We start from the raw sequence: 24,976 nt of genomic DNA on the forward strand, positions 1-24,976 counted from the left end.
ACAACAAGATTCTCTGGCAAGTTCGGCGAATCATCACCAATTTGGCACGTGACTAACGCACGGATGCAGCATGGGCGATGCGCTGCTGATCAGCTTGGCATTGTGGGGCATGACCGTCTGCGCGGCGGTAAAGTTGGTTGCGCTGATGGTGTAACGTTTTGCCGAAGGCGAGGCGAACGTTGGCATCTCACTTCCAGATCGTCCATCGGATCGCTGCGACAACTGCCGGCCGAATTCACCTTACTAGTCATCAGTCGCTCAGCTTTTAGGGCGTGTTTGTGCAGGGGCGTTTCTGGCGCGACCGAACATCAGCCCCAGCAGGTTGGCGCGATTGCGAATTGCCTTCTGTGTTCGATCCAGGGCTGCCGCAACTTCGTTGGCTCGGTAGCCGCGACCGATCATTTCGCGCAACTGCCGCTCGTCTTCAGGGGTCCAAAGCTTTATGATCGGATAGCGGTCATTGCTCATCCCGAGCTTCCTGCTGTTCTCCATCAAATTGCTAGGAGCGATACTAGTTCCCAGACAGCTACTTTCTTCAAGAGACGGCGGGCCACCTCGCAGGATGGCGGACTCAAAATTGAGCGGGCTTGATGTCGAATGCCCCGTTGCGATCCAATCTGCATTCCAAGCGAACGACGATGCCAAGGATGTCGTCGAACCCCATGCGATGCTCGATGTGCTTCACACGAAGATAGCTCCATCGGGCACCCCGAGGACGCATTCAAGTGGACTACCCTGAGCGGTCGTGGCGCTCCGACCGACAAAGTTGCACGTCTCCTCAGCACGCGCTGACGCCCGGCGATCCAAGATCGCGAGCAACTATTGCAACAGCAGCTTCAGCCTAAGCGGTGAATGACTCGATGCCGGCTTCCCTAGGTCGAGCTGCCTCCCGCAGGTTTATCGATTTTCAAAGCTCCTGGCACCCCCATCGAGGTTGGTGCCTGCTGCTTGATATCCCCTATCAGGCGTGTTCATTGCCTCGGTTCTTTTTACCTGTTAGCTATCTCGAAGTTTCTGGTATGTTCCGTGCGCCAGCGACGTCACTCCCGGTTTTGCGGAGCTTTTCAGGTCTTTCGACTTGGAGACGCCCCCAACTGTGTGCCATGCTTTCACTGTTTATTCCCCGTTTTAAGGGCACCGCCCCGATGCAACATCGGGTGAAATGTTGAGCTTGATCGGACCGAGGTAGGAGCATGATCGGAGGCTATGGATGGGTAAGATCTTCACTGCTTGCGCAATGGCGGCCATCTGTCCGCCTTCAGTCTAGGGCAAGCGGTGTACTCGGTCTTGCCGGTCTCGATCTGGCGCTCACGATAGCCAACACGGGCAAAGCGGCATTCCCAATTCGTTGGCGGCCATTCCGCCTTCAATTGGCCGCTCAAGTGGGTGTTCTGTCTCTCATGTCCTGCTCTGGCATGGCTTCGCGGAATGAACAAAATGACAACTTCACCGCCCGTGGTGGTTACCGGCGCTGCCGGCTTCATCGGCAAGCATGTCTGTGAGCGCTTGCTTGCGCGCGGCGAACGAGTTGTCGGCGTCGACGCAGTAACTCCTTACTATGATCCGGCGCTAAAACGCGCTCGCCTCGAGACGCTCAAGCATGATGCCTTCACATTCCACGAGATCGACCTTGCAGACTTCGCTGCGGTGATGCGTGTGTTCGACGAGGTCTCGCCCGACCGCGTGGTGCACCTTGCGGCGCAGCCCGGCGTGCGCGCCTCGATCGACGATCCCATCACCAGCATCCGCGCCAATTGTGATGGCTTCGTCACCGTGCTCGAAGCGGGCCGACGCCACGGTTTGGCGCATCTCGTCTACGCTTCGTCGAGCTCCGTGTATGGCGCCAATCGCACCTTGCCGTATTCGACCGAGCATTCGGTCAATCATCCGGTCAGCCTCTATGCCGCGAGCAAGAAGGCCAATGAGCTGATGGCGCACACGTTCGCACATGTTCACAAGCTGCCGGTGACCGGTCTTCGCTTCTTCACTGTCTATGGTCCATGGGGTCGGCCCGACATGGCCGCCTGGCTCTTCACGCACGCGATCTTTGCGGGTGAGCCGATCAAGCTTTTCAATGATGGAAATATGTGGCGCGATTTCACCTATGTCGACGACATCGTCGAGGGCGTGATCCGCACCCTCGATCGCCCCGCGACGCCGAATCCCGCGTGGAACGCCGAGCAGCCGGAAAACTCGTCGAGCTATGCACCGTATCGCGTCTACAACATCGGCAACAACCGCTCGGTCAATTTGATCGAGTTCGTCGAGACACTGGAGAAGATCATCGGCAAGCCCGCGATCCGTACGCTTTTGCCGATGCAGGCTGGCGACGTCCTCGAGACGCGCGCCGACATTTCGGCCCTGCAACGCGACGTCGGCTTCACCCCCTCGACGCCACTGGCGGATGGCCTGGGCCGCTTTGTCGAATGGTATCGAAATTATCACCGCGTATAAATCCCTCTATAGAGTAGCTCACACGTGTCCCAAAAAATCATCCCCCTGATCATGTGCGGCGGTGCCGGCACGCGGCTGTGGCCGGCTTCGCGCGAGGTGCGCCCCAAGCAATTCCTGCCGCTGTTCGGCACGCGCTCGACGTTCCAGGACACGCTCTCGCGCGTCTCGGAGGCGTCGCTGTTCGATCGCCCGATCGTCATCACCAATGCGTCCTATCGTTTCATGGTGCTGGAGCAGCTCGCCGAGATCGGCATCGAGGCCGACGTGATCCTCGAGCCGATGCGGCGCGATTCCGGCCCGGCGATCGCAGCCGGCGCGGTGTTCGCGCAGAACCGCGCGAGTGAGGCCATCGTGCTGGCGCTCGCCGCCGACCACGTGGTGCAGGACAATGCCGCGTTCGTCGCGGCCTGCCGCCAAGGCCTCACCGCCGCGAGCGCCGGGCGCATCGTCACCTTCGGCGTCAAGCCGGAGCGGCCGGCGACCGAATACGGCTATATCAGCCCGGGCGAGGTCATCTCCGGCGAGGTGCACGCGGTCGCGCGCTTCGTCGAGAAGCCGGATGCGGTGAAGGCGGCCGACTATGTCAATTCCGGCTATCTCTGGAACAGCGGCAATTTCATGTTCCCGGCAAGTGTCCTGCTCGACGAATACCGCAGGGTCGATGCGGCGAGCGTGGAGGCGATTTCCACTGCTGTTAGTAACGCCGGACGCGATCTCGGCTTCGTGACGCTGGAGCCCGAGGCGTTCGGCGCGGCCAAGGCGATCTCGATCGACTATGCGGTGATGGAGAAGACCGCGCGCGCAGCGGTCGTGCCGGTGTCGTGCGGCTGGTCCGACGTCGGCTCCTGGCACGCGGTGTGGGAATTGTCAGACAAAGACGGGCAAGGCAATGCTTCGCATGGCGCCGCCGTGTTCGAGGACAGCCGCAACTGCAACGTCACCACTGATGCTGCGCTGGTCGCGCTCGAAGGCGTTGATGATCTTATCGTGGTTGCGACTGCCGATGCGGTTCTGGTCTCGCGCCAGAAGGATGCCAACGGGCTCAAGCGGCTGGTCACAAAACTCAAGGCGGTCGCGCCGAAAGTCACCGAGGAGCATCTCAAGGTGCATCGGCCCTGGGGCAGCTATCAGTCGGTCGACAATGGCGAGCGCCACCAGGTCAAGCGCATCGTGGTCAAGCCGGGCGGGCGTCTGTCGCTGCAGAAGCACCATCATCGCGCCGAGCACTGGATCGTCGTCCGCGGCACAGCCCGCGTCACCGTCAACGAGACCGTCAAAAGCGTGCACGAGAACGAGTCGATCTACATCCCGATGGGCGCGGTGCACCGGATGGAGAACCCGGGTAAAATCATGCTGGAGCTGATCGAGGTCCAGACGGGAAGCTATCTCGGGGAAGACGACATCATCCGGATTGAAGACGATTATCACCGCTGCTGACGGGGGGTAAGCCGTTTCGACAGAGCGGGCCCGCCTCTGTGCACGATACGAACCCAAGGACCTGGCTTGACCATCCCCGGCGCGTCGCATCGTAAATGCCCGCCGCTGGTTCCGCGCTGAGCGGCGAAGATTTATTCGCCCGCAGCAGCTTGCCCCAATGTTGGCCGTGTGGCCGGATAAAGAAATGTTGGGGTGTTCACCGGATCCGTCTTCAACGGAGAGAGGTTTTCATGCGCATTGCTATGATCGGCACGGGCTATGTGGGACTGGTGTCCGGAGCATGCTTTGCGGATTTCGGTCACGACGTCGTCTGCGTCGACAAGGACGAGAAGAAGATCGCAGCCCTTCATCGCGGCGAGATACCGATCTACGAGCCCGGGCTCGACGAACTGGTCGCGACCAACGTCAAGGCCAAGCGGCTGGAGTTTCACCACAGATCTGTCCAAGCCGGTCGCGGATGCCGATGCCGTGTTCATCGCGGTCGGCACGCCGTCGCGCCGCGGCGACGGTCACGCCGATCTGTCCTACGTCTATGCGGCCGCGAAAGAGATCGCGCAGTCGCTGTCCGGCTTCACCGTCGTGGTGACCAAATCGACCGTTCCGGTCGGCACCGGCGACGAGGTCGAGCGCATCATCCGCGAAACCAGCCCCAAAGCCGACGTCGTCGTCGCCTCGAACCCTGAGTTTCTGCGCGAGGGCGCGGCGATCCGCGACTTCAAATTCCCCGACCGCATCGTCGTCGGCACCGCCGACGAACGCGGCCGCAAGGTGATGAGCGACATCTATCGGCCGCTGTCACTGAACCAGGCGCCGCTGATGTTCACGGAACGTCGTACCGCCGAGATGATCAAATACGCGGCTAACGCCTTCCTCGCGACCAAGATCACCTTCATCAACGAGATCGCGGACCTCTCCGAAAAAGCCGGCGCCAACGTGCAGGAGGTCGCCCGCGGCATTGGCCTGGACAACCGCATCGGCACCAAATTCCTGCATGCCGGCCCCGGCTTCGGCGGCTCGTGCTTCCCAAAGGACACCAAGGCGCTGATCAAGATCGCGCAGGACTACGACGTGTCCTTGCGCATCGTCGAATCCGTGCTGGCGGTCAACGAGAACCGCAAGCGCGCGATGGCGCGAAAAGTGAGTCAGGCGCTCGGCGGCTCGCTGCGCGGCAAGACCATCGCCGTGCTCGGCCTCACCTTCAAGCCCGACACCGACGACATGCGCGATGCGCCGTCGATCCCGCTCGTCACAGGCCTGATCGACATGGGCGCGAAGGTGAAGGCCTTCGATCCCGTCGGCATGGAGCAGGCGAAGAGCGAACTGCCCAGCATCACTTATTGCGAGGACGCCTATTCCTGCGCGGAAGGCGCCGACGCGATCGTCATCGTCACCGAATGGGTGCAGTTCCGTGCGCTCGACCTCGACCGGCTGAAGGCGACCATGGCGCAGCCCGTCATCGTCGACTTGCGCAACATCTACCGCCCCGAGGAGATGGCTGCGGCTGGCTTCGTCTATGAGAGCGTTGGACGGCCGAGCGGGTCGCGCGATTAGCCAATCGTGGGCCGCTCCTTCCCAAGGTGAAACGGCCTTTTCCCTGCGCTTCCTCCCGCTTTTTATCGATTGTATCCCGTTTAGCTCGATGCTTTTGGAAACTGATCGCAGGCCATGGCGCTCATAATGATGGGAACGCGCGCCAAGCAGCGTTTCGTCGCGCCGCTAAGCAATAAAGGCCGCAACGAAACGGCCGCCGCTCCTCCATCGAGTCGGTTCAGTACCTCCAAGGCACCGCGGCACTCCCATTCAGGGATTGATCCTGTAGAGTTCAGCTGCCAATGGGGGTGGGCAACGCCCAAATCGAACCGTCGTCATCCTGGGGCATAATGGCTGTTTGAGCGAAAGGTCTCAATAAAGATAGGCGGGTACCCATACCCCAGTTGTGCATGATCTTCCTCGCGGTTCGATCTTGAGCAAGCCGGTCCTCCGCACAAGCTGCCCGATCGACGCATTCGGCGTCGAGATCTGCGATGACATCCTCGAAAGCAGAGATCGTCTGCTGAATGGCTGCGATCTTCTGAAGCTCGTCGCTGATCGGGGCGATGCGGCTCCGAGCGCGACGACTATCTCGCGGCGCCGCTCTTTCAGTTGGAAAGGGGAAACCATGGTCGGGTAGATATCTCATCAGGTTCAGGCGGCGCAGCGGCCTCGACGAAGCGCCCCCTGTTGACTTAAATAATAAATTGACATTTAATATCTCGGCTTTAAATATCGAAAATAATAGTGAAGTTAAAAGCCGTGCGGCGGCCAAATTTGGAGTAACTCAATTGCGCGTGCTTCCGATCGCTTTGATTGCATTCGGTTTGCACACCGAAGCCCAAGCTCAATACGCGGCTAGGAAGGAGCCCAATCTTGCAAATCCTTGCACATATACGATTCGAGCTTCTGCTTATGAAGTTCCCGTCGACGGCCACCTGTGTTGGCGCGCACCTGCGCCGTATTACTCTGAGTACGCACTGTTGCGCTGCGCGCCACCATATGGTCTTCAGGAGCTCACCTTGGTAAAGCGCGCGGATTCCCGATGTAGCCAATACGAGTTGCGCTAACAAGGGTGCCGCAGTCACCTGCACACGCGGTGATGAGGCCGGACGCCAGCAGTCGGCGCCTGAGCGGCGGCCCGTTTGCACATCATTCCAGAAGGCAGACAAAGAACGGTCTACCGGCTTTTCCTCAAGCCGCTGCTCGAATTAGCAGTTGAGCCAGTCTTGCAATACTGGCTCCGGCTACGCCTCCCGCGATCTTCTCTCCGGCATCGGCGATGTGGCCGTGCCGATCTGGCGTCAAATGTTGCAGCAATTCGAGCGCGCTTGCCACGACGAGGACTAAAGCTATGACGCGTAGCAAGTGTTGAGGGTAGGCCATGACAAAGAGTGCGCCAAGCAGGCCATAAGCGAGGAACCGCTCGATACCTGCGGAACCGGTACCTGGACGCATCCCGATCGGCGACAATGTTGCAAAGATAATAAAGCCTAGTACGCACCAGGCCGCCAAAACGATCAGTTTGCGGGACATAGCCAATCGAATAGTGCCTCCCGCGGCTTGCGTCGAGCTATTGTTCTGCGGTCAACCCGTGCGAGTCGCTTGCTGCTCAAGGTTGAGTTAAAGTTTCCCTCTCAGTTCTGGGAATTGAGCTGCATCGCTCTTTCCGAGTTCTTTTGCTGCTCTGCATGACCGCCAGCCCGCAAGCCGGCCGATGCACAGGGATGCGCGGCCTTTGCCGCCGAATGCGATTGGCCTGCGCAGTCGCAAAGTATCCCGCGTTCGGCGCCCGTCGAGCGCGGCAAAAACGAGGCGCGCAATGGGCTTGCGGATTGCGAGAGGTGATCCCGGACTTAGCGGCTACGTGGCCGATTGTGTACGCCGCCTTCCGGCGGTAGCTCGACCTGAGCGGAATGCTATTCACGGACCGCCATTGACGGCGATATGGCTGAGCTTAGCGACTTCTCAACGGCCTGTCCGCTCCGCTCGGGAGGTGAGTTCATTTGCTTCAAGGCAGAGGCTTAGCGCCGACACCCGCGAAAGCGGCAGATAGCCGGGGGTCAACTAACCGCGCCGCAAGCTCCGCCGCGCGCGTGCGCGCTGATCCCATCGGGTCAGCATTTGACCAAGCTCACCCTTCTGCGAAGACTCCTTTTCGTTTCGGTTTGCAGGCTGAGTTGGTAGCCATCTGGGCTGCAAATAGGGTGCCCAGCGGCGCTCTTCGGCGCGGCGCCTACGAGAAATGAGATCTCTGGTCAAGTAACCGGCGCCAAAGGAGACAGAGATCATCGTAGACAAGATGAGGACCGCGAACACTAAACAACTCCACTTACGACGCTGCGGGTATTTGATGGGGATGGGCAGTCAACTGCTTGCTACCGTCGCCTCCCTCAGGGGCCGGTTCACTTCCTTCAAAGCTGTGCTCGGGATAAGCAGCGCGACAAGCGCGGCAGCTACGTCGCTAGCCAGCGCAGCGAAACGCTGAAGGAGGCGAAATGCCAATCCCGTCGCAACGCTTGGGCTGCATTGTGTCTCCTTCCGAAAGGCCGTCATCAATTCAGCGGACTCTGTCGTCCTTGCCATTTGGGCTGCCATCGCCGCCACCGTTGCCCCAACCATTATTGCCGTGATGATGGACGGCCCTTGCACCAGACTGGGCAATCGCATCCGATGGGAGAGAGGTTGATAGGAAAATTTCCCACCCACTTAGTCGAACGGAATTAAAACATATTAAATAATTAAATCAAACATATTTTGTTCCAGGACCAAGTGCGTTGTCCGTTTACCCCCTCGCGTCAGCGCGTAAGACGTTTCCTCTGAAGGTCCGCATCTAAAATGCTCCTCCTTAACCGGCCCGGCTGCTCGATCGCTCGCACTCCGCGCCTGCAGACGGCGTACTTGCTCGGCCGCCACATCGATCGCCTGCGCTCGATGGCATGATCCGTTCCTAGCCGAGCTTAAGCGACTACAAAAAAAGCGCGCGCCGGCCGGCTGGCGCTACCTTGAGGAACAAGGCTGGACCATGCTGCGCCGAAGCGAAGGGGCTTCCGAGGTGCGGCGCTGCGCTGCCTGCGATCGAGCACGGCAGCGATGAGCATCATGCGACCGAGGCGCTGGACGTCGTTGCCCGCACGCGTCCGCTCGAAGCCGAGCCTACAGCGTTTTCGTAAGCAGCTAGGTCGAGTAAGCCGAACCAGCGGCCGCGCCTTTGCGCAGTGGATCGGATAAGTGCGTGGATTTGCGAACAACGCGTCATGTTGTTCGACCGCGCCATCAACATTGTTGGAGCGTCGCTTTAGCCACCTGACGTCTCCTTTTTAAAAACCAAAACTAGTGCAGGAATTCTGATAGGATAAAGGCTGGCTGCGCGCTGCAGCTCGCGGCGGCTTGGAGGCCAGAAGGTACGCCGACTAATCGCTATGCTCAGGCGTCCCTGCCGCGCCTACCGACTGGACCCATGTCCAAAGCTGCGCCCGAGGCCCCAGCACACATCGACCGGCTCGCGGTCACAGCCGACGACGAATGCCAGGCTTTCGTCGACGGCGTTTCGCAGTAGCCAACCCATGTCGAAACCGCTGCTCGGTATCATTAAGCAACGAACAGGAGCGCCCGCCGAGGCTAAAGCATGTAAGTAAGTGTAAGCCAACCCGATACTGCGAAACACACTACAAGACCGATATAGGGAAGAGCCACGCTCATTGGAATCTCCCAAGGAAAGAATTACGTCGAAATGGCCGTCTTTCCGACGCTCGCATCTACGACGAGCCTAAGGCCTCGCCTTGTCGCAAGGGGCGCTTTCTTAGCGGCCGTCTGTTTTCGGAGTTCGATCTCTGCTAGCGCAACGCGCCTGCGCAGCCCTTGGACTTCCAGCATCAAGTCGTTTAGCTTTTGAAGTTCCTCGGAAAAATGGCGGCGACGCGGACTACAAAAAGCATCCATTGGCCCCTCACAATAAGTCAACGCTGCAAAACATAGCTCAATAGAATAACTCTATACGTATTTCTGGTTTTCGAAAATAATTTTGGACGGAACTAAGGTAGGCGCTTCCGATCGCCACTTATTTGAATCAGACTATTAAAGTTGTATTATAAGGCCGGACGTTGCGGCTGTATATATCGAAATTCAATAATTGACTTCGGCCGCTCTAGATCTGCCGGAAGGGATTTATTTCCCTGAAACTGATTTCGGCTTGCTCAATTAACCGCGCGCGCCTCGGGGTGCTCCGTGAGTTCAGGTGATCCCGAGAAGTGTTGAGAGCTCGAGGCTGAGGATGATGTTGGTTCTTCTTGTCATCGTGCTGGCCGTATCCGCCGTCTCGTCATTAGTCGCAAACCATGTTGTTCGTCGACGAGACGTTCTGTGGCAGGTGCGAAGGAATAATCGAGAAGGTCGCCAGGCTCTTCATTCAGCGTCCGTCATGAATAGGCGCCCCATCCCAATCTCCTTCAGAAGCGGTTCGAACGCGACGTCGGACGATCCAACGTCGCAGCCGATCAACGACCTTCGCTCGCAATCCAGCGGCGATGCGCGGAACTTTGACCGGCCGAGAGCGGCGGCCATTGCGATCCTTAGATCCCTGAACTCGTATGGGTCGTAAGGGCCGCGCAGCATTTCGATGCCTTGTCGGAATACGGCGACTGCCTCGGGCGTCACCTGCGCAGAACGACGCCCCTTGTCATATTTCAATCGTGCCGGCATTCAGCGTGGTTAACGAATGAGCGAGAGCCCAGGGCTGGAATGAATCTTTAATCGTCGACAGAACGAGTATAGCGGGAGCTCCTTCGACAAGGCTCGCCATCGACAGAAATATAGAAGATCGCCTGCACAATCTCGCGCAGATCGACCGCGCGCCGGCCCAACCGCCGTCGCGGCGGTATCTTCCGAACGATCAACGCCCTTCTGTACCGGGCAAATCACTTGTGTAACGCAGGACACTGCGCTGATGCTTGTTACGAGCGGCTTTGGTCCCGCGCTATGGTGTCCTCCCCCGAAACTTTGCAAATCCGAAGGAAACCGCGCACCTTTTTCGGTCAGGCTCTCGGGCCACGATCGGATAAGCTCCAGCGTAGGGTACGGAGGGAGGTACTTGGGTCGGGCTCGGGAATTTTGTCGACGTACTCGAGACACACTCACTCCCCGAGGTCGGCAATCGTGGTCCACAGCTGAGGGTTGTTCGGCATCTGACTTCGTACCCAGCGATACGGCGCACGCGCCCACGGTTTGATTTGCGGCGTCAGATTGTCGAGAACTAAAGTACCGCTTCGGGTACGCACGACGACAACAAGATGATGTTTTCCCAGTTTTGTGACGACCTCACTCAGCAGCAGCGCCCCCGCGGGCCAGCCGCGATTGAGCAGTTCGTGGCGCTTGCTCACTGCGTAGTCGTTGCAATCGCCCCGACTTGGATTGATCAACCAGGTTTCGACAACTGGGCCCAATTCCTGGTTCTCAGGAATGATGCTGCGATTAACGGTCTGATTAACCAGCTTAAGATCGGCCCAGCGTTTGTCAGTGAGGCGAACCGCCCCGCCGCGAAACAACGGCCTTCTGCGGCATTCATCCCCGTAGCGCAGGCAAAACATAGTGTAGGCCATCGGTGGCAGCGTGGGGGTCCCGAATTGGATGTGCTGGTTCACTGAGAGCGTTCTCGGGGGCATGTCCAATTGTCCCGCATTGCCGGGCTGCAACCCGGTCATCATCTCCCCGACTGCCAGCGCGGCTCCGGCTAAAGCGGCGGAAAAGGGTGCATTTGGAGCTCCCCACGTACTTATAACTTCCTACGTACTGTCTGCCGTAGACGCGGGCGGAAGGCGTAGAGTATTAGTGCCGTCGCCGGCGTGACGTGCGTCGTTGCGCAGACATCACTATAGGTTGTTTGACAAACGGCTTCGACCGGAAATGGTTCCTAAGATCCGCCTCTAGCATTGGAAACCGAACGGAGTGCTGGAGACCAGCTTGGGATGTCGGCGCAGATGAGCTCCGATCCCAGCACCCCGGGTCTCGGCATCTGGTGAGTGCCGCAATTGCTGCATTGCGCAGAACAAGGTGGCGCAAAAGCTGCTAGACCTACCAGCAGTTGCGCAAATGCGATCGCAACCCCTGAGAGATTGGCAAAGATCGTCAGCTGCATGCTACGCGTGGTTCGCAAGATTTTGCGCCGGCAGTAGCAGTGAGGCGGGTGCCAATACCCACAGGTTTGTCAGCAGCGCCACGGGGTGAGCTGATGCGCGGGCATTCACGATGATGAGCGTTCGAAATCCGGGCGTGCGACAACAGCCCCGCTCAAAGCCTGAGCGGTGCGTGGGCCACGAACGGCCAGTCGCCCATAAGTCCAGCGCAACCGGCAACGGCGTGATCTGCAAGTTACCCCACCAAGCTCGTTCATTGCCCACCGATGCAGCTCTGAGTGATGGGCACGGCAGAGCGGCACCGTGAACTCGTCGCCGACCTTGCGCCCGAGAGTGCTCGGCTGAGCGAATCTCAGATGATGAGCGTCGCTCGGGGGTTGCTGGCAGACGAGGCAGGGCTGTTCTCGGACACGACAGGTGGGCCTTGCTGCACTTACGGGGCGGCTCTTTTGGGATAGGCAAGCCCATCCCCCTTTAGGAGTAGCTGCGACGCCGCGTCAGTCGCTGCGGCCGCATCCGGGAGCAGCTCCATTGTCATTTCGAGCGTTGGTTCGAAGCCACTGGCCGGCGAACGGGCAACGTCTTCAAGCTTGTTCTGATAAGCGGGCTCGGCGAGCCGGGCATCCGCCTCCAGAAGGGTGTTCTTTGAGCGGTGGGCTGGCCTTCGCCCAGGGGAGCAGAACTTCAAGTTGGCTCAACAGTTGTTCGCGGAGCTCAGCGGACTTCGATGGGTCTGCGCCGGTGCACGGTTGAGATTCCCTAGTCCGCTTCCTCGTTGCGCGAGAGGTGATTGCGGCTCGCGGCGTCGAACATCCTCCGGCTGCTGTTCGTCGTCGAGACCGAAGCCTCGACCATGATGGTGCGGCTCATGGCCGTTCACCGTATGGCAGCGCTGTGCCTTCGTCGGCGCGCTCAGGGCGAGTGGCATGACCGCGCCGATGGTCCTCGACGGCCCCATGGGTGATCCGGCGTGAGAGGCTTACGTGACGCAGGCGCTTGCGCCGACCGTTGGGCCCGGCGACCTCGCGGCCAGCAGACAAGCGGGCCGGAGTCGGCAGCGCGATCGAGACGGCGGGCGCCGAGCTCCTTTATCTGGCGCTCTATTCGGCCGATCTCCATCAAATCGACATGGCCTTCGCCAAGCCCCAGGCCCCCTTCGAAAGACCGCCGCTTGATCAATCAAGGCTTTGGTCGACGCTATTGGCCCCGCTCTGCCGCCTTCACCGCCCTTGAGCGTCTGAACTGCTCGACACAGCCGGTTATGATCACACTTGATCAGAATCTGCTCGATAAACGCGCTGTTTCCATTTCAATTTGGCTGGTCCGTCCGGGTCTCTCAATGGCAGCTCTAATTTCTTCGTTCACGCTGCAAATTGTTCTCGATCTTCTGCCTTTTTAGCGACGTGGGTCAGCGACGGAGTGCGGTGCCGGGGTAGTCAAAGGAGACAGTGCAGAATTCCCGGTCGCAAATCGGACCGGCGAATTAAATGCCCTAGCGTTATTCGCGCGCCACTGTATTACCGCCCTCTTGCCTTTATCGCCGCTGGTTGCTGCAATTAAATGTGGATTGGGGAACAGTTTTGTAAGCCGTGCCTTGCCCGCTGCTTGGGCTTGATGGATTAATGCTCTTAGAATCGGGGATGGAGCTATGAACATCGATCATCTGAAGTTGCTATCGCTTGACGAGCTTTCGGAAATTCGCGACGAGGTGATCGCCAAACTTGGCGACGCGATGTTGGCGGAAAAAGCTAGATTGGAGGAACGGCTGCGCAGGATCGGAATGGCTCACGAAGTCACCCGGTTTGAACGTAAGCGCCGCCAATACCCGCCCGTTCGTCCGAAGTATCGGAATCCAAAGAATCCGACGGAGACCTGGTCGGGGCGGGGCAGGGTGCCGCGATGGCTCAAGCCGCAACTTCGAGGCGGCCGCAAGCTGGCTGATTTCCTTATTGCCAAAGCTCTTGATTAGACGCGGCCGATCAATTGATCACGCAGCCATCTGCACCCTGTCGGCCGAAGAAATATCATAAAGGTGCTTCGGGTTTGCGCGCTCGGTGCGCGCCGAGGAATGCCGCGGCCGCAGCGAGCTGATGCGGTTTGGAGGGGCCGTTTGCGGGACGCCCGAGGTCATCATCCGTCGAAGGCCAAGCCGCGCGGCCGCAGATCGTGAGCCGAGCTGCAAGCCCCCGCTCAGATGTCGGTCTCGCTGTCTCATTCGCGGGCGCACCGGCTTCTCTCCTGAGAGAGCAAACTCGGACGCTAGGCGTTGAACAATGAACGCTTTGCGACTTGCACGGTTGCGCGAAGGCGGCCTTCGCCTCGCGACCGCCAAAACAAATGCGTTCCATTGTCTTGCTTCTCGACCCACAGTCTGCCTCGCCTTGACGAGCGATGCGGGAAGCCTCAGCTCTCAGCCGGTCTATTTCGCGCGGAGCAGCGCTTACGATGAGATAGTGCACGATTTTGTCCTTCTTAAGAAACCCGAATTAAACGAGAAGTTGATGTCCGGGATACAGGAGCGCATGCGCATGGCCGATTAAAATGCCCACGCTCAAAACAATTAAAAAAAGAGCAACCAGGTACTCACGGCCACCTTCCCACTTGGAAGTGAACCTAGCTGTTTATACGCAGTCAAAGCATCGCGCAGCGAACCGCGATTTCAGCGGCGGCTGAGGGTTCATTGCCCCGGGCGGTCTATCGTCGGAACGCAAGAAAAAGGAGTGTGCCGACGATGGCGGTCGCGAGAAGTGGAAACCAAATGTCCGGCACTTCAGGGACTCCGACTCACTGCGTCGGATTGAATGCGAGCCGGGCTCATAATTCTTCTGGTTTTCGCTATTCTCCACAACTCAAAAGCAGTGGCTGCCACTCGCAACGGATAATTGCGGTATGGTATTCGGGGTTGGCCGCCCTCGGTTCGAAGATATGCGATCTGTTCGTTTAGCTAGCCGGCCCTCGCGTGCAGATCCACTTCTGATCGGCAGTTCCAGCTTTAACACATCTCGCGAGCATCAAGCTTAACGAGTGACATTCGTTGCCAAGTTGCCGAGACGGAATATCGTCGCGTCGATCGGGTATTTCCGAACCACCAGTTAGTGGGTTGCCTGAAAACAGGGCATCGATTTCCATGATTCGATATTCGTCGTATGGAAGTTCGAACTATCGTGCACCTGCCAAGCAGTTCCCTTATCGCGACCCGCTGGAAGCCGAGTACCTTCAGCTCATCGAGCTCCGAGAGCGGGTCAGAAAGGCCGAAGCTGCGGCCTCGAAACGACTTACCGTCGCGACAAAGAAAAAGAACTCGCCGCAATGAAGATGAATTCGCTGGTAGGCAGCTGTTCGATGCACGCGGCGGAGCTTGTGGCGCCCGGGTTGTAACCACCTAAGTAAAGTTGTCTACTGCGGTCGGATCGGCTTGGTGGGCAGGCTTGGCGAGATGCGTGCAGTCTGGACAATCCTTCAGATTTCCGGCGATGCACTGCCATCCGGTCTTTTTCAAGGTTCTCTCGCAGGCATTAGACCTTGTCCGCCGAGCTGTGGCTGAAAACCGCCCTCAGGCTCTCATCTTGCGCCTTGCTTTGGTCAAACCGGCGTCGGGGACTGCGGACTTGCCCGATTTAATGCTCGCCCTAGGTTCGGGTGACATTGCGTGCGGTACAAGCAATAAGGACCAAAGGACTATTGGCCATCACGCGTCCGGGACACATCTGTCCCCGCAATACAGGCCAAAGGAAACACCGGTGTCGGTTACTCAACTACTGCTCAGCCCATCGGAACGTTTGGGAGGCACACCAGTCTTTCGGACCAGGTGAGCGGGCCACGCGCCGCGCGAGCTGGCGATAAAGTGCTCGACGCCCAGGCGCAGGTCGAGCGACCGCTTCGCCCAAACGCGTTCCCGCCACGATAAAGGAAGGTTTCTGGTCTGCGAGCGAAGCGGCGAGCAGACTTGTGACCGACATCTGGTGGGTGGCAGGGTGCCACGATCGCTCGAGCCGCAACTCGCGGGGGCCGGAAGCCGGATACCGCACGATGAATAAGCGGCTAACCAGCAGTTAAGAAAGAACGAATATCCTATTCCGCAGTTAACTCATGCGCCATCCCGGCAAGCAAGGTTATTGTTTCCGCCGAGGATGAGTTTTGAACCGAGGCCGGAACAACATGAAGGACCTCAGGCCACGATTGAATAAGCTCCGCGCTGACGCCAGAGACTTTGCCGTTATGAGTCAGCTGGCGACGGATGCCGAAAAGCGCGCGTTCTTTCAACGCTTGGCGGATGAACTCGCCTTCGAAGCTCTTGAGCTCGAGGTAATCGTAAAACAGCAAGGGCAGTTGGATTGCAGCGACCAGCACGAGGTCGTGGAATTTAAGCCGTCCTCTCAGAAGACGCGCGGCTGATGCGGAAAGAGGCTAAGCGCTCGGCTTTATTTTCCTTATCGGCCCCGCGCGCATAACGGTCTTCGAGCAAAGCTCCTTCAACGACCGGTGCGCCGCCTTCCGCCCCATGCCAAAGCGCATGGATCCGGACATCGCGATGTACCGCTCGTCAAGATCCCGCCATTCGGCTTCGCACGGCTTGGCGCGATCACCGCATTTGCGGTGGTCAGGTCGGCCGAGATGCGCACCGCGACCGGTCAGAATTTGGTGCGACGGGCCGCCGTTAAACTGCATTCACTGCGCATGCGCCCTGGGCGGCCCATCGTTGCCACGAGGGGCCGCGGCGTATTTGCTTGTCGATCGTGCTAGCAGCGTGACCAGGTCGTGAAGGCGAAACGCCCGTTCATTGACGCGGTGCCTCCGAGCCGTGTTGGGATCCAGGCACTTGATTGATCGCGCTTGCGTCGCCGGGCCGATGAACTGGGCTGGCGTCCCACAGCTCCTTGGCAATTGGCAGAGGTGAGATCTGCATGTTGGTCCACCATGTGGTCTCGTTGCCATTCAGGTGGAGCTCCTCGTGATGACAGCGGCAAAGCGGGACGGTAAACTCGTCGCTGACCTTGCGTCCCAGGGCGCGCGCCTGAGCAAATTTCAGGTGATGGGCATCGGCCGGAGTCTTTTTGCAAATCAGACAGGCTTGGCTGCGGACGAACGCTAGATGCAACTTACTGCGCGTTCGCCGTGGCTCCTTCGGGAAGGCGAGGCCGGTCTGCTGCTCCTCAGGGGCGGGATCAATTCCAGCATGGGATTGGCCTAGAGGCGGCGTCCCGGAAGGTGGGTCTGACGGTTGGGCCGCTTGCTGTACTGCCGCATCAAGCTCGGAGGCCTCCTGAAGCTTCTTTTCGTAATCGGCCTCGAGAATACGGGCGTCAGGTGCCAGGAGAGTGTTCTTCAGGGGCAGAGTGGCTCGAGCCCAACTGAGCAGGCCATCGGCGTCTCCCTGGGAGGCAAGCTCGCCAAGTAGCCGCTGCAATAGCTCCGCCGAGCGTTCCGGCGGCAGGACGGCGGGACGGTTTAGAACCCCCTTGTGTGGGTTTGCCTTTAGTCCTGGTGCGGCTTGCGGCTCGGTGGCGGCCGGCGGCCCGGCGATCGCATCCGGGGCGTCCAAGTCGTCCTCGCCGGCAATTCCGACCAGAGCGAACAGGGCATAGCGCCTTGCATAGGTGAGAGCCGCCCCCATCCGGTGCGGTGCCTCGACGTCCTTGGCGGCGCAGACCGGCCACTCCGAGGCGATCCACTCGCCGGAGGAATGGGCAAGCAGCGTCGTGAGATGGATCTGGGCCGTGGCGGCCTCGATCCGGGTGGTCTGGATGGTGGCGATCTCCTGCTGGCTTAAGGTTTTGCGAACGATCTCTAGACCCGAGGCGAGGGAGGCGTAGCGGAAGGTGCGATCGTCCTCGCGCGGAAACGGCGAGCGGATCACCGCAGTCAGTGTCTTCTCTGGGTTTGTCAGTTCGGCTTGGGCCCGGGCGAGGGCCGCAGCGATGGCGCCGATCCGCTCACTGGATTGGTGCATGTTCGCCCTCCGGAGGCTGCGCCTCGAAGCTGATCGCGCCCGACTTGGAGCGTTTGGCCTTGATGCCGTGGCCGGTTGCCTCCTTGGCATCCTCCGGCATCAGTTTTTTCAGATCCGCTTTGGCCGTCTCGTGCTCGCCATGGGTCTCTCGCGTCCGCAGGTAGGTCGCTGCCAGTTCAGCCCATTGGTTTGAGGTCGACATGTCGACGACCTTCACCGCCTCGAGTCTGGGGCGCGGCGTTTCGATATTGAAGAGGATGGGCGGTGCGCCGCTTTGGACACAGCGCCAGAACTTTTTTTCGGCCGTGAGCAGGAGGTGCTGATAGAGCGGATCAGCGTGGATTTTGATCTCGACCCATTTGCCGCCACCGGTGATGATCGAGAGCACGGCATTGCGAGACGCGGTGACCCACATGTTGTGCTGCAACTGGGCCATGTACTTCTCGGCCGCGGCTTCCTCGGTAAAGGCCCACGGCAGCATGAACTTGGCTTCGAAGACGGCGCCCGTCTGCTCGACGCGACCGTCCAATGTTGCAGCCATCCAGCGATGCACGGGATGAAATATCCGCCGTTGCGCATCGATGATGGCTTGGCCGGTATTTATCTCGTACCAATGCTGGTTTAGTTGTTCGGTTGCTGTGCCCAATTGGACGAGAAGATTGTTTGATAAATCAGCCGGTTCAATTTCGCCCCGCTTTTCTTTCCAGAGCCGCAGCAGGGCCAGATCATCATCGCCCATGATAATCCTTGCGTCGGAGCCGCCGACAAAAGAGCGGCGAGCCAATGAATCAGCTATTCGGTCAGTTGAGACTAGCATATGGCAACCCTGAGATTCTGTATGAATTATACAATATCATATCAAAAATACAAGTCTAAAAATGAAAAGGCTCGTTAGCGCGCAGCTGCGTGCAGCACGCGCCTTGCTACGATGGAGCGCACTCGATCTGGCCCAAGCAGCCAAAGTCGGAGTCGCAACTATCCGCAGGGTCGAAGTGTTGGAGGGAGAACTTCCGGTCACTGCGGCCAATGAGGAAGCGCTTCGGCGCACATTAGAGGCGGCTGGCGTGGAATTCATAGACGAAGATAATGGCTATGGTGCCGGCGTTCGTCTTCGCAGCGGGACGCGAGAACAGCCTAAGAAAATGAGCTGAACGCTACCCTCGGCTGATATCCACTCCGTCCGTGTTGATCGGGGAAATGGCCATTGCCCACTTGTCGTCGACGCTTTGCTATAGCCGCCATTTTAGTCAAAAAGGGGGTTGTGTCTGCGCGAAGCCGCGTTCCCTCCGCAAAAGCAAAGGCGTGTCGGACGCTGGCCTGGTGTGATGTGGTTCGTACTACTCGTCGAGGAGGTAAATCGGCGCCGTGATCGGCGCCGATTTCTTTCGTGAGGTCGATTTTAATCCTCACCCTCCCCTTCGCGAATAGTCATCTGAGTTTTTTCGAGAATGCTCTCGAGAGCGTCCAGTTCGTCGGCGCTCAGCTTGTTGAGGTCGTAGCCGATTTCTTGGTGGCTGCCATCGAAGACGCCACATTCTCGGGCGATCTCAACTATAACTTTCGTCGCGTGAGCATCCCCTTGCAATGCCCGGTCCGCCTGGTCCGCGACGATAGCGCTCAGCAGCGCAACTCTTTGACGACTGGACCCTTTGCGTAAAACAACCGGTGTTTCGAGAAGGTCTCGAAGCTCGGCTTTTAGATTCTTTCGGCTTTTCATGGCGGATCTCCAGATGCGCGCTACACGCGAGTGATGGGTGAATTTCGGATTGTTGTCGCGGTCGCATCGCGCCAGCGACGTTTGCTCGCTGCATTCGACGAATGCAATGAATCGGCATCGTGGCCGGTGTCGGCATCGCTCGATCACCGCCTTGCAGGCTTCGCCCGCGGCCGCCCATTCAATGGGGGCGCAAAAGATTGTATCGCAATTGCAGAGCTTAGCAAGACGTGGATCAGTTCAACGGCTTAGGCGCTCCGCGCTTTGCGAATTGGGCGCCCGCGAAGCTTATTGAAAAAATCTCGCAGCTGAGCCATAATCTGACTGCGGCGACGAGTTCGCCCGCAGCGTCTCGGGATCCGAGGCAGCGCAGTTTCCGCGGATCGCCGAGACTGTGACTTTCACTTTACTGCACATGTTCGTGGCACGCCGGCTACGCCGGCAGCCAACAGATTGCGTGCGCCTCCAGCTCCACGGCCGAGCGGGGGAGGGCAAGTTGTTGCCGCGTCGGCCGATAGCCACGGAGCACCCCATGAGCCCGCGATATGACAGCAAGCAATTCGACCTTCTAATCTCGGCAAGTTCATTGCTCATTACCGAATCCAAGGAAGCGTTCGCGACCCTGCAACGAGAATTGGCGCGTGAAATACAACCCAAGAATATCGTCGAGAGAATCTTCCTTGACGACGTTGCCGCCTGTATCTGGGAGATGATGCGGCTACGACGATGCAGGGACCACGTCATCAACTTGGCCTTCAGACAGGCAATTTCTGAGGTCCTGGACCGCGTTCTGGGCCCGCCTGAGAGTCCCGCCGAATGCGAAGCGCGCACCGCGCTCGAACGTGACTGGTTCTCTAAGCCGGAGGCGCGGCGAGAGCTTGCAAAACAGCTCGCCGAGTTTCAGCTCGACGAGGGTGTGATCGAAGCCGCCGCGATCAGCAGCCAAGTTGATCAGCTCGAGTGCCTCGACCGGATGATTTCGGCGCAGCAGGTGCGTCTGCACCGCGCTCTTGGTGCCATTTCGAACTACCGGGCGGCGTTTGCGCTTCAGGTCCGGACCGCGCTGGAGCGCGCGGCGGACCAACCCTCGCTGGGGCAGCTCGAAGCTCACGTGGGGTGAACTATGGCGAGCCAAGGCCAGATCGCCGCGAACCGGGAGAATGCGCGCAAGAGCACTGGGCCGCGCTCGCGCGGCGGCAAGGCACGCGTCAGCCAAAACGCTTGGCGCCATGGGCTCTCCACACCGTTCCAAGCCAATGCCGCGCAGATCAAGATGATCGAGAAGCTCGCCAAGCAAATCGCTGGCCCTCTGCGCGGCCGCATCGCGCTTGAGTTGGCCCGCGCCGCGGCGATCGCCGCGTTCGACCTCGCCCGTGTCCGCCAGGCGAAAGCGCAAATCATCAAAGACGCACCGGGATCCGTCGAGCCGCCGCCGATTTTCACGGGAAGCATAGGAGAAACGCGCTATCTCAAGCTCGCGCTGCGGCGCAAGGCTTTGCCCCCGCGACCGACACCAGAGGACCTATGGTCGACGATGCCCTGTGACGAGGCAGAACCCACCGCCGAGGCTGTACGCCGGGCGCTGCCACAGCTCGCTAGGTTGGACCGCTATGAGGCGCGCGCTGTGGCCCGGCGCGACCGCGCGATCCGCGCCATCATCAAGCTCGGCTGTTGACAATGGATCCGCTTCAAGCGGCGCGAAAACATGCAGGGAAATACAATTATAAGTAGAAATGTGGCCCAACGATTGCGGCCCCGTGCAGAAGGAACCCAATTTTCCTCCGAACTTGTAACGGGTTGGGACTGAGCAGAAGCTGGACTAGACCTCCTGCAAAGACATCGCCATGAATCCAGGCTAACCATTCGGTCATGACTGATGACACGCACACGATGCGCAGCGGCGGGCTCACTGCGGCCATCAAGGCACAAGGCGCCGAGATGTGTTCACTGGCGAGCGATGCCGGCGTCGAGTTCGTCTGGCAGGCGGAGCCGGCCTGGCCGCGCCATGCGCCGCTGCTATTTCCGATCGTCGGGCGTCTCGCCAATGACGAATTGCGGCATCGGGGCAGGACCTACCGGATGACCCAGCACGGCTTCGCGCGTGACAGCCGCTTTGCGTGGGCGGAACGTGGCGAAAGTCGCTGTGTCCTGGTGCTCGAAGACAGCGAGACGACGCGCGCGCTCTACCCCTTCGCGTTCCGCCTGACGGCAACCTATGCGCTCGACGAATCCGGTCTCGATCTTTCACTCGTGGTCGCGAACACCGGCAAGGAGATATTGCCGGCCTCGCTCGGCGGCCATCCCGCTTTCAACTGGCCGCTCCAACCGGGACTGGCGAAGGAGAGTTACGCGCTGAGCTTCGCGAACGCAGAGCCATCTCCCGTCCGCCGTCTCGACGGCGGCTTGCTGCGTCCGGCAACGGAGCCGAGCCCGATCAAAGGCTCCGTGTTGCCCTTGTCCGAATCCCTGTTCGTCGACGACGCAATCATCTTCGATCGGATCGCGAGCAATTCGGTCCGTTATGCCGCGGAGCAGGGCGCGTCCGCCGGGCCGTGGTTGGAAATGTCATGGCGAGGCTTTCGCGAGCTTGGCGTCTGGTCGAAACCGTCGGGCGCGCCGTTCCTCTGCATCGAGCCCTGGCGCGGCTATGCCAGTCCCACGGGCTTCGACGGCGAGTTCGCCGACAAGCCCGGCCTGATGCACATCGCGCCCGGAACGGAGGAGCAGTTGTCGTTTCGGGTCGAGGTTGGATCGGCCTGAGGCCGGACGGCCTTCGCGCATCTCGAGTTCTCAGACCTCGATCCGTGTGAGGTCCTCGCCGAGCACGACTGGACCTGCGTAGTCCCGCCTGACGTCCGCAAGCAGCGCGTTCAGCATGGAATCGTCGGTGCGAGGCCGGTGATGGGTCAGCGCGAGCTTCTTGACGCCGGCCTTGGCCGCGACCTTCCCGACCGTATCGCCGCAGGCGATCGTGAATTTCGCAAGCCGGCGCAGGTGCTCGGTGTCGATCTCCGGCGTGGCGAGGAAGCAGCACTGGACCAGCAGGTCGGCCCCCTGAGCCAACCGCTCGAGACCGGGGCAGGGCACCGTGTCGCCGGAAATTGCGATGACCTTGCCCTCGGCCTCGAAGCGATAGCCGAGACACATCCAGCGTGCGAGGAAGGCCGGCGACATGTCGAGGCCGTCGCCATGCGAGACCAGTTCGGCGCTGATCTTCCAGCGCCCGGTGTCGAGAACGGGGCCCGGTATAATGTCGGTCGCGACGACAGGTTTCCACCCGCCAAAGCTCGGCTCGCCCTGATCGCGCCAGGCGATGTCCTTGTCGTAGACCTGCGTGACGAGCGTATTGACGAGCCGTTCGGTATCCGGCGGTCCATAGATGCGCAGATCGTCCTTGCGCCCGTGCAACCATGAATTGAGCATCACATCGTAGAGGTCGCCGATGTGGTCGAAATGGTGATGGGTGAGAAAGACCGTGTTGATCGAGCCGAGCGGCACGCCCGCCTTGCTGAGCTGCACCATGACGCCGCGGCCTGCGTCGATCAGGACATTTTCCTCGCCGAGCCTGATCAGCGTGGTCGTCGCCATGCGGCGCGGGTCCGGGCGCGGGCCCCCGGTGCCGAGCAGGATGATTTCCATGGCGCCACCTCCTGGGTCAGGCTTTTCGGGCGCCACAGTAGATTTGAAGCTCTTGGCGTGGCAAGCGGCCGCGGGATGGGCTTCAGCCCGCACAACAGCCGCTTGTGCGGGGCTCCCGAACATGATGCGTGGGATGAGAAGTGTGGGCCAATTCATACTTAATCCAGCTCGATCGTGACCAATGTTGTTTGGGCGCGATAACGCGCCTAGTATTGCAGCAGGCAATTCGAGGGGGCTCGAACGAGTCGTGAATGTACGTTCACAGGACGGCGCGCTCGGCGACCTGAGCTTCCAGGCCGGCCCGCAAGCACACAGGACATCCAACATCGTGGCTGATTCCGCAGTTCAGGAATTGCGTGTCGCCGGCCGCGAGCGGCTGATCGTGGTCGAGGACGATCCGGTGACGCGGACGATGCTGGTCGGTTATTTCAGCGAAAACAATTTCGAAGTGGTCGGCGCCGGCTCCTGCGCCGAATGCCGCCAGGCGCTGCGGACGCGGACCGATCTCGTCTTCCTCGACGTGCAGCTGCCTGATGGCGACGGCTTCGATCTCGCCAAGGAGATCCAGGCGACCAGCAACGCGGGCATCATCTTCGTCACCCGCCGCGACACCGACGTCGATCGCATCCTCGGCCTCGAGGTCGCGGGCGACCACTACGTTACCAAGCCGATCAATTTGCGCGACCTGCTCGCGCGCGCGCGAAGCGTGCTGCGGCGGCGCTCGATCGACCGCAAGGCGGCGCGCAACCATAATTCGATCGCCTTCGGCGACTGGATCATCGACCTGACGCGGCGCGAGCTGCTCGGCAGCGACGGCAAGCCGGTGGCGCTGACGCGCGCCGAATTCGACCTGCTCGCGGCGCTCGTCGGTGCCGACGGCAGGCCGCTCAGCCGCGACTATCTGATCGAGGTGGTCAGCAACCGCCAGGCCGAGGTCGACATCCGCACTGTCGATGCCTTGGTGGCGAGGCTGCGCCGCAAGCTGGTCGGCAGCGGCACGCCCGTCATCACCACAGTCACCGGCGTCGGCTACAAGCTCGCGCTGAGCGAACGGCTCTAGACGCAGGCGCAGCACGAAATAGTGCCGGCTGCGCCGCCGGGTTCAGCCACTGAAACCGACCAGGAATCGAATCGCGAGAAAGGCCGACAAGGCCACGGCACCGGTCGCGACGATTGCAAACAAAACTCTCAAACTATTGTGCATGATCTCTATTCAGGTTCGGTTTCAAAGTTCGGTTTCAAAAATGTCGTTCGTCCATCGGCTGCTCGTCTCGAGGCAGCAACTCTAATTCTATTGGCGTGATGCGACCCGTTTCCACTTGGCTTCGACGCGAGCCTTGATGAGGCGGACCCGGGCTTCCTGTGCTGCCCAATAGGCCCTGCTCGCGACCGCCGTGCCTTGACGGTAACGCGCGTAAACGTCCTTCGGCTGTGCCGGTCTCTTTTGATTGTGCGCCGACCTCTGATTGTGCGCTGACTTCGAGACGGTGGGCGTCGGTGTTGGCGCCGGTGCCACATCTGGGACGGCCGCAGCCTGGTTTCCCACACTCGTCGAGTTCATCGAGACAAGACGATTGCGGGCGCGATTACAATAAACCTGGGAGCGCGGGGTCATGGACTCCTCGTCATGACCGGCTCGATATTTCATCAGGGCTCGGCAAAGGTCCCCGCCTGCCAGGCGCCATGCGCGGCTCAGATAGAGAACGCCGTAGTGGATGTTGATGTCCGGCTCTGCGAGCTCTGTGCTATTTCCCCGAAATCCAAGCATCGCTGCCGTTTCGGGCCGAACCTGCATGAGGCCGATCTCGCCGACGGCGCCGATGGTGCCTGGATTGTATCCGCTTTCAACGAAGACGACGGCCTCCGCGATGTCGGCGGGCAGATCGGTCTTGGCCGTTTCTCTTTCGATAATTTTTCGGATTGCCGCCCGCGACGCCGGCGTCTCTCCAGCGCCGAGATCTGCATCGCGAGCGCCCGCCGCCAACGCCGGTTCCACGTCGTTCTGGGCGTGCACGGAGGTGGATGCCAACCAAAGCACAGCGATCGCAACGTGTGTCCACGCTGCGCGGGCATTGATGTGTGTTCGATCCCGCAGCATGGACACGTATTATATCTTTCGAG

General features: G+C 59.9%; 18 protein-coding genes and 2 pseudogenes. 9 read left to right on the forward strand and 11 right to left on the reverse strand.

From position 1 onward, the window contains the following. Positions 1–258 precede the first annotated feature (258 nt). Positions 259–468: a hypothetical protein gene (locus GWG67_RS22195; protein WP_275171405.1), complete on the reverse strand. Its 210-nt coding sequence runs from the start codon at positions 466–468 to the stop codon at positions 259–261. A 969-nt stretch (positions 469–1,437) separates the two neighbouring features. Between GWG67_RS22195 and GWG67_RS22200 the strand changes: the two genes are divergently transcribed. The 3 genes and pseudogenes from GWG67_RS22200 (at position 1,438) to GWG67_RS22210 (ending at position 5,442) form a co-directional block, all read left to right on the forward strand. Beyond that, positions 1,438–2,454, forward strand: a complete 1,017-nt coding sequence (locus GWG67_RS22200) for an NAD-dependent epimerase/dehydratase family protein (protein ID WP_275171406.1) — start codon at positions 1,438–1,440, stop codon at positions 2,452–2,454. Between the two features lie 24 nt (positions 2,455–2,478). Beyond that, positions 2,479–3,891 (forward strand): mannose-1-phosphate guanylyltransferase/mannose-6-phosphate isomerase, encoded by a 1,413-nt coding sequence (locus GWG67_RS22205; RefSeq protein WP_275171408.1) that lies wholly within the window; start codon positions 2,479–2,481, stop codon positions 3,889–3,891. Between the two features lie 230 nt (positions 3,892–4,121). Next, positions 4,122–5,442: pseudogene (locus tag GWG67_RS22210) on the forward strand (UDP-glucose/GDP-mannose dehydrogenase family protein). 271 nt (positions 5,443–5,713) lie between these two features. On the opposite strand, the gene GWG67_RS22215 reads toward GWG67_RS22210, so the two are convergent. The 4 genes and pseudogenes from GWG67_RS22215 to GWG67_RS22235 all read right to left on the reverse strand — a co-directional run bounded on the left by GWG67_RS22215 (position 5,714) and on the right by GWG67_RS22235 (position 11,123). Continuing rightward, positions 5,714–6,196 carry a hypothetical protein gene (locus tag GWG67_RS22215; RefSeq protein WP_275171409.1) on the reverse strand — a complete coding sequence of 161 codons (483 nt, stop codon included), beginning with the start codon at positions 6,194–6,196 and terminating at the stop codon, positions 5,714–5,716. A 419-nt stretch (positions 6,197–6,615) separates the two neighbouring features. Continuing rightward, positions 6,616–6,957 carry a VanZ family protein gene (locus GWG67_RS22220; RefSeq protein WP_275171411.1) on the reverse strand — a complete coding sequence of 114 codons (342 nt, stop codon included), beginning with the start codon at positions 6,955–6,957 and terminating at the stop codon, positions 6,616–6,618. Positions 6,958–10,185: 3,228 nt separating this feature from the next. After that, positions 10,186–10,354 (reverse strand): annotated as a pseudogene (locus tag GWG67_RS22230) (transposase); the annotation flags it as partial. 199 nt (positions 10,355–10,553) lie between these two features. Continuing rightward, positions 10,554–11,123 (reverse strand): transglutaminase-like cysteine peptidase, encoded by a 570-nt coding sequence (locus tag GWG67_RS22235; RefSeq protein WP_342761052.1) that lies wholly within the window; start codon positions 11,121–11,123, stop codon positions 10,554–10,556. A 1,600-nt stretch (positions 11,124–12,723) separates the two neighbouring features. Between GWG67_RS22235 and GWG67_RS22240 the strand changes: the two genes are divergently transcribed. Then, complete coding sequence (locus tag GWG67_RS22240) at positions 12,724–12,951, forward strand: hypothetical protein (RefSeq protein ID WP_275171414.1); 228 nt, start codon at positions 12,724–12,726, stop codon at positions 12,949–12,951. Between the two features lie 249 nt (positions 12,952–13,200). Beyond that, positions 13,201–13,521: an H-NS histone family protein gene (locus tag GWG67_RS22245; protein WP_275171415.1), complete on the forward strand. Its 321-nt coding sequence runs from the start codon at positions 13,201–13,203 to the stop codon at positions 13,519–13,521. 2,102 nt (positions 13,522–15,623) lie between these two features. Here the strand turns inward: GWG67_RS22245 and GWG67_RS22250 are convergent. The 4 genes from GWG67_RS22250 to GWG67_RS22270 all read right to left on the reverse strand — a co-directional run bounded on the left by GWG67_RS22250 (position 15,624) and on the right by GWG67_RS22270 (position 19,219). Next, positions 15,624–15,902 carry a hypothetical protein gene (locus GWG67_RS22250; RefSeq protein WP_275171417.1) on the reverse strand — a complete coding sequence of 93 codons (279 nt, stop codon included), beginning with the start codon at positions 15,900–15,902 and terminating at the stop codon, positions 15,624–15,626. Between the two features lie 427 nt (positions 15,903–16,329). Further along, on the reverse strand, positions 16,330–17,502 hold the full coding sequence (locus GWG67_RS22255) for an ERF family protein (RefSeq protein ID WP_275171418.1): 1,173 nt from the start codon (positions 17,500–17,502) through the stop codon (positions 16,330–16,332). Next, entirely contained in the window at positions 17,486–18,319 is an 834-nt protein-coding gene (locus tag GWG67_RS22260) for a YqaJ viral recombinase family protein (protein ID WP_275171420.1), read from the reverse strand. Before GWG67_RS22260 ends, GWG67_RS22255 begins: the two co-directional genes overlap by 17 nt. Positions 18,320–18,901: 582 nt before the next feature. Continuing rightward, entirely contained in the window at positions 18,902–19,219 is a 318-nt protein-coding gene (locus tag GWG67_RS22270; RefSeq protein ID WP_275171423.1) for a hypothetical protein, read from the reverse strand. A 529-nt stretch (positions 19,220–19,748) separates the two neighbouring features. On the opposite strand from GWG67_RS22270, the gene GWG67_RS22275 reads away from it, so the two are divergent. The 3 genes from GWG67_RS22275 (at position 19,749) to GWG67_RS22285 (ending at position 21,976) form a co-directional block, all read left to right on the forward strand. Further along, positions 19,749–20,336 carry a hypothetical protein gene (locus GWG67_RS22275; RefSeq protein WP_275171424.1) on the forward strand — a complete coding sequence of 196 codons (588 nt, stop codon included), beginning with the start codon at positions 19,749–19,751 and terminating at the stop codon, positions 20,334–20,336. Between the two features lie 3 nt (positions 20,337–20,339). Then, positions 20,340–20,891 (forward strand): hypothetical protein, encoded by a 552-nt coding sequence (locus GWG67_RS22280; protein ID WP_275171426.1) that lies wholly within the window; start codon positions 20,340–20,342, stop codon positions 20,889–20,891. 194 nt (positions 20,892–21,085) lie between these two features. After that, the gene (locus GWG67_RS22285) at positions 21,086–21,976 is read left to right on the forward strand and encodes an aldose 1-epimerase family protein (protein WP_275171428.1); all 891 of its coding nucleotides are present in this window, start codon (positions 21,086–21,088) and stop codon (positions 21,974–21,976) included. Positions 21,977–22,006: 30 nt separating this feature from the next. Here the strand turns inward: GWG67_RS22285 and GWG67_RS22290 are convergent, their stop codons facing one another. Continuing rightward, complete coding sequence (locus tag GWG67_RS22290) at positions 22,007–22,855, reverse strand: MBL fold metallo-hydrolase (RefSeq protein WP_275171429.1); 849 nt, start codon at positions 22,853–22,855, stop codon at positions 22,007–22,009. Positions 22,856–23,102: 247 nt separating this feature from the next. On the opposite strand from GWG67_RS22290, the gene GWG67_RS22295 reads away from it, so the two are divergent. After that, positions 23,103–23,915 (forward strand): response regulator transcription factor, encoded by an 813-nt coding sequence (locus tag GWG67_RS22295; RefSeq protein ID WP_275171430.1) that lies wholly within the window; start codon positions 23,103–23,105, stop codon positions 23,913–23,915. A gap of 231 nt (positions 23,916–24,146) precedes the next feature. Here the strand turns inward: GWG67_RS22295 and GWG67_RS22300 are convergent, their stop codons facing one another. After that, the gene (locus tag GWG67_RS22300; protein WP_275171805.1) at positions 24,147–24,953 is read right to left on the reverse strand and encodes a transglycosylase SLT domain-containing protein; all 807 of its coding nucleotides are present in this window, start codon (positions 24,951–24,953) and stop codon (positions 24,147–24,149) included. Between the last annotated feature and the right edge of the window lie 23 nt (positions 24,954–24,976).

The sequence above is a fragment of the Bradyrhizobium sp. CSS354 genome (genome assembly GCF_029051725.1).
Classification (GTDB): Bacteria; Pseudomonadota; Alphaproteobacteria; order Rhizobiales; family Xanthobacteraceae; genus Bradyrhizobium.

Bases quoted from the DNA above. Each gene is read 5' to 3' on its own strand.
- GWG67_RS22195 (WP_275171405.1), bottom strand. From the start codon at position 468: ATGAGCAATGACCGCTATCCGATCATAAAGCTTTGGACCCCTGAAGAC.
- GWG67_RS22200 (WP_275171406.1), top strand. From the start codon at position 1,438: ATGACAACTTCACCGCCCGTGGTGGTTACCGGCGCTGCCGGCTTCATC.
- GWG67_RS22220 (WP_275171411.1), bottom strand. From the start codon at position 6,957: ATGTCCCGCAAACTGATCGTTTTGGCGGCCTGGTGCGTACTAGGCTTT.
- GWG67_RS22235 (WP_342761052.1), bottom strand. From the start codon at position 11,123: ATGATGACCGGGTTGCAGCCCGGCAATGCGGGACAATTGGACATGCCC.
- GWG67_RS22245 (WP_275171415.1), top strand. From the start codon at position 13,201: ATGAACATCGATCATCTGAAGTTGCTATCGCTTGACGAGCTTTCGGAA.
- GWG67_RS22255 (WP_275171418.1), bottom strand. From the start codon at position 17,502: ATGCACCAATCCAGTGAGCGGATCGGCGCCATCGCTGCGGCCCTCGCC.
- GWG67_RS22260 (WP_275171420.1), bottom strand. From the start codon at position 18,319: ATGCTAGTCTCAACTGACCGAATAGCTGATTCATTGGCTCGCCGCTCT.
- GWG67_RS22270 (WP_275171423.1), bottom strand. From the start codon at position 19,219: ATGAAAAGCCGAAAGAATCTAAAAGCCGAGCTTCGAGACCTTCTCGAA.
- GWG67_RS22275 (WP_275171424.1), top strand. From the start codon at position 19,749: ATGAGCCCGCGATATGACAGCAAGCAATTCGACCTTCTAATCTCGGCA.
- GWG67_RS22280 (WP_275171426.1), top strand. From the start codon at position 20,340: ATGGCGAGCCAAGGCCAGATCGCCGCGAACCGGGAGAATGCGCGCAAG.
- GWG67_RS22285 (WP_275171428.1), top strand. From the start codon at position 21,086: ATGACTGATGACACGCACACGATGCGCAGCGGCGGGCTCACTGCGGCC.
- GWG67_RS22290 (WP_275171429.1), bottom strand. From the start codon at position 22,855: ATGGAAATCATCCTGCTCGGCACCGGGGGCCCGCGCCCGGACCCGCGC.
- GWG67_RS22300 (WP_275171805.1), bottom strand. From the start codon at position 24,953: ATGCTGCGGGATCGAACACACATCAATGCCCGCGCAGCGTGGACACAC.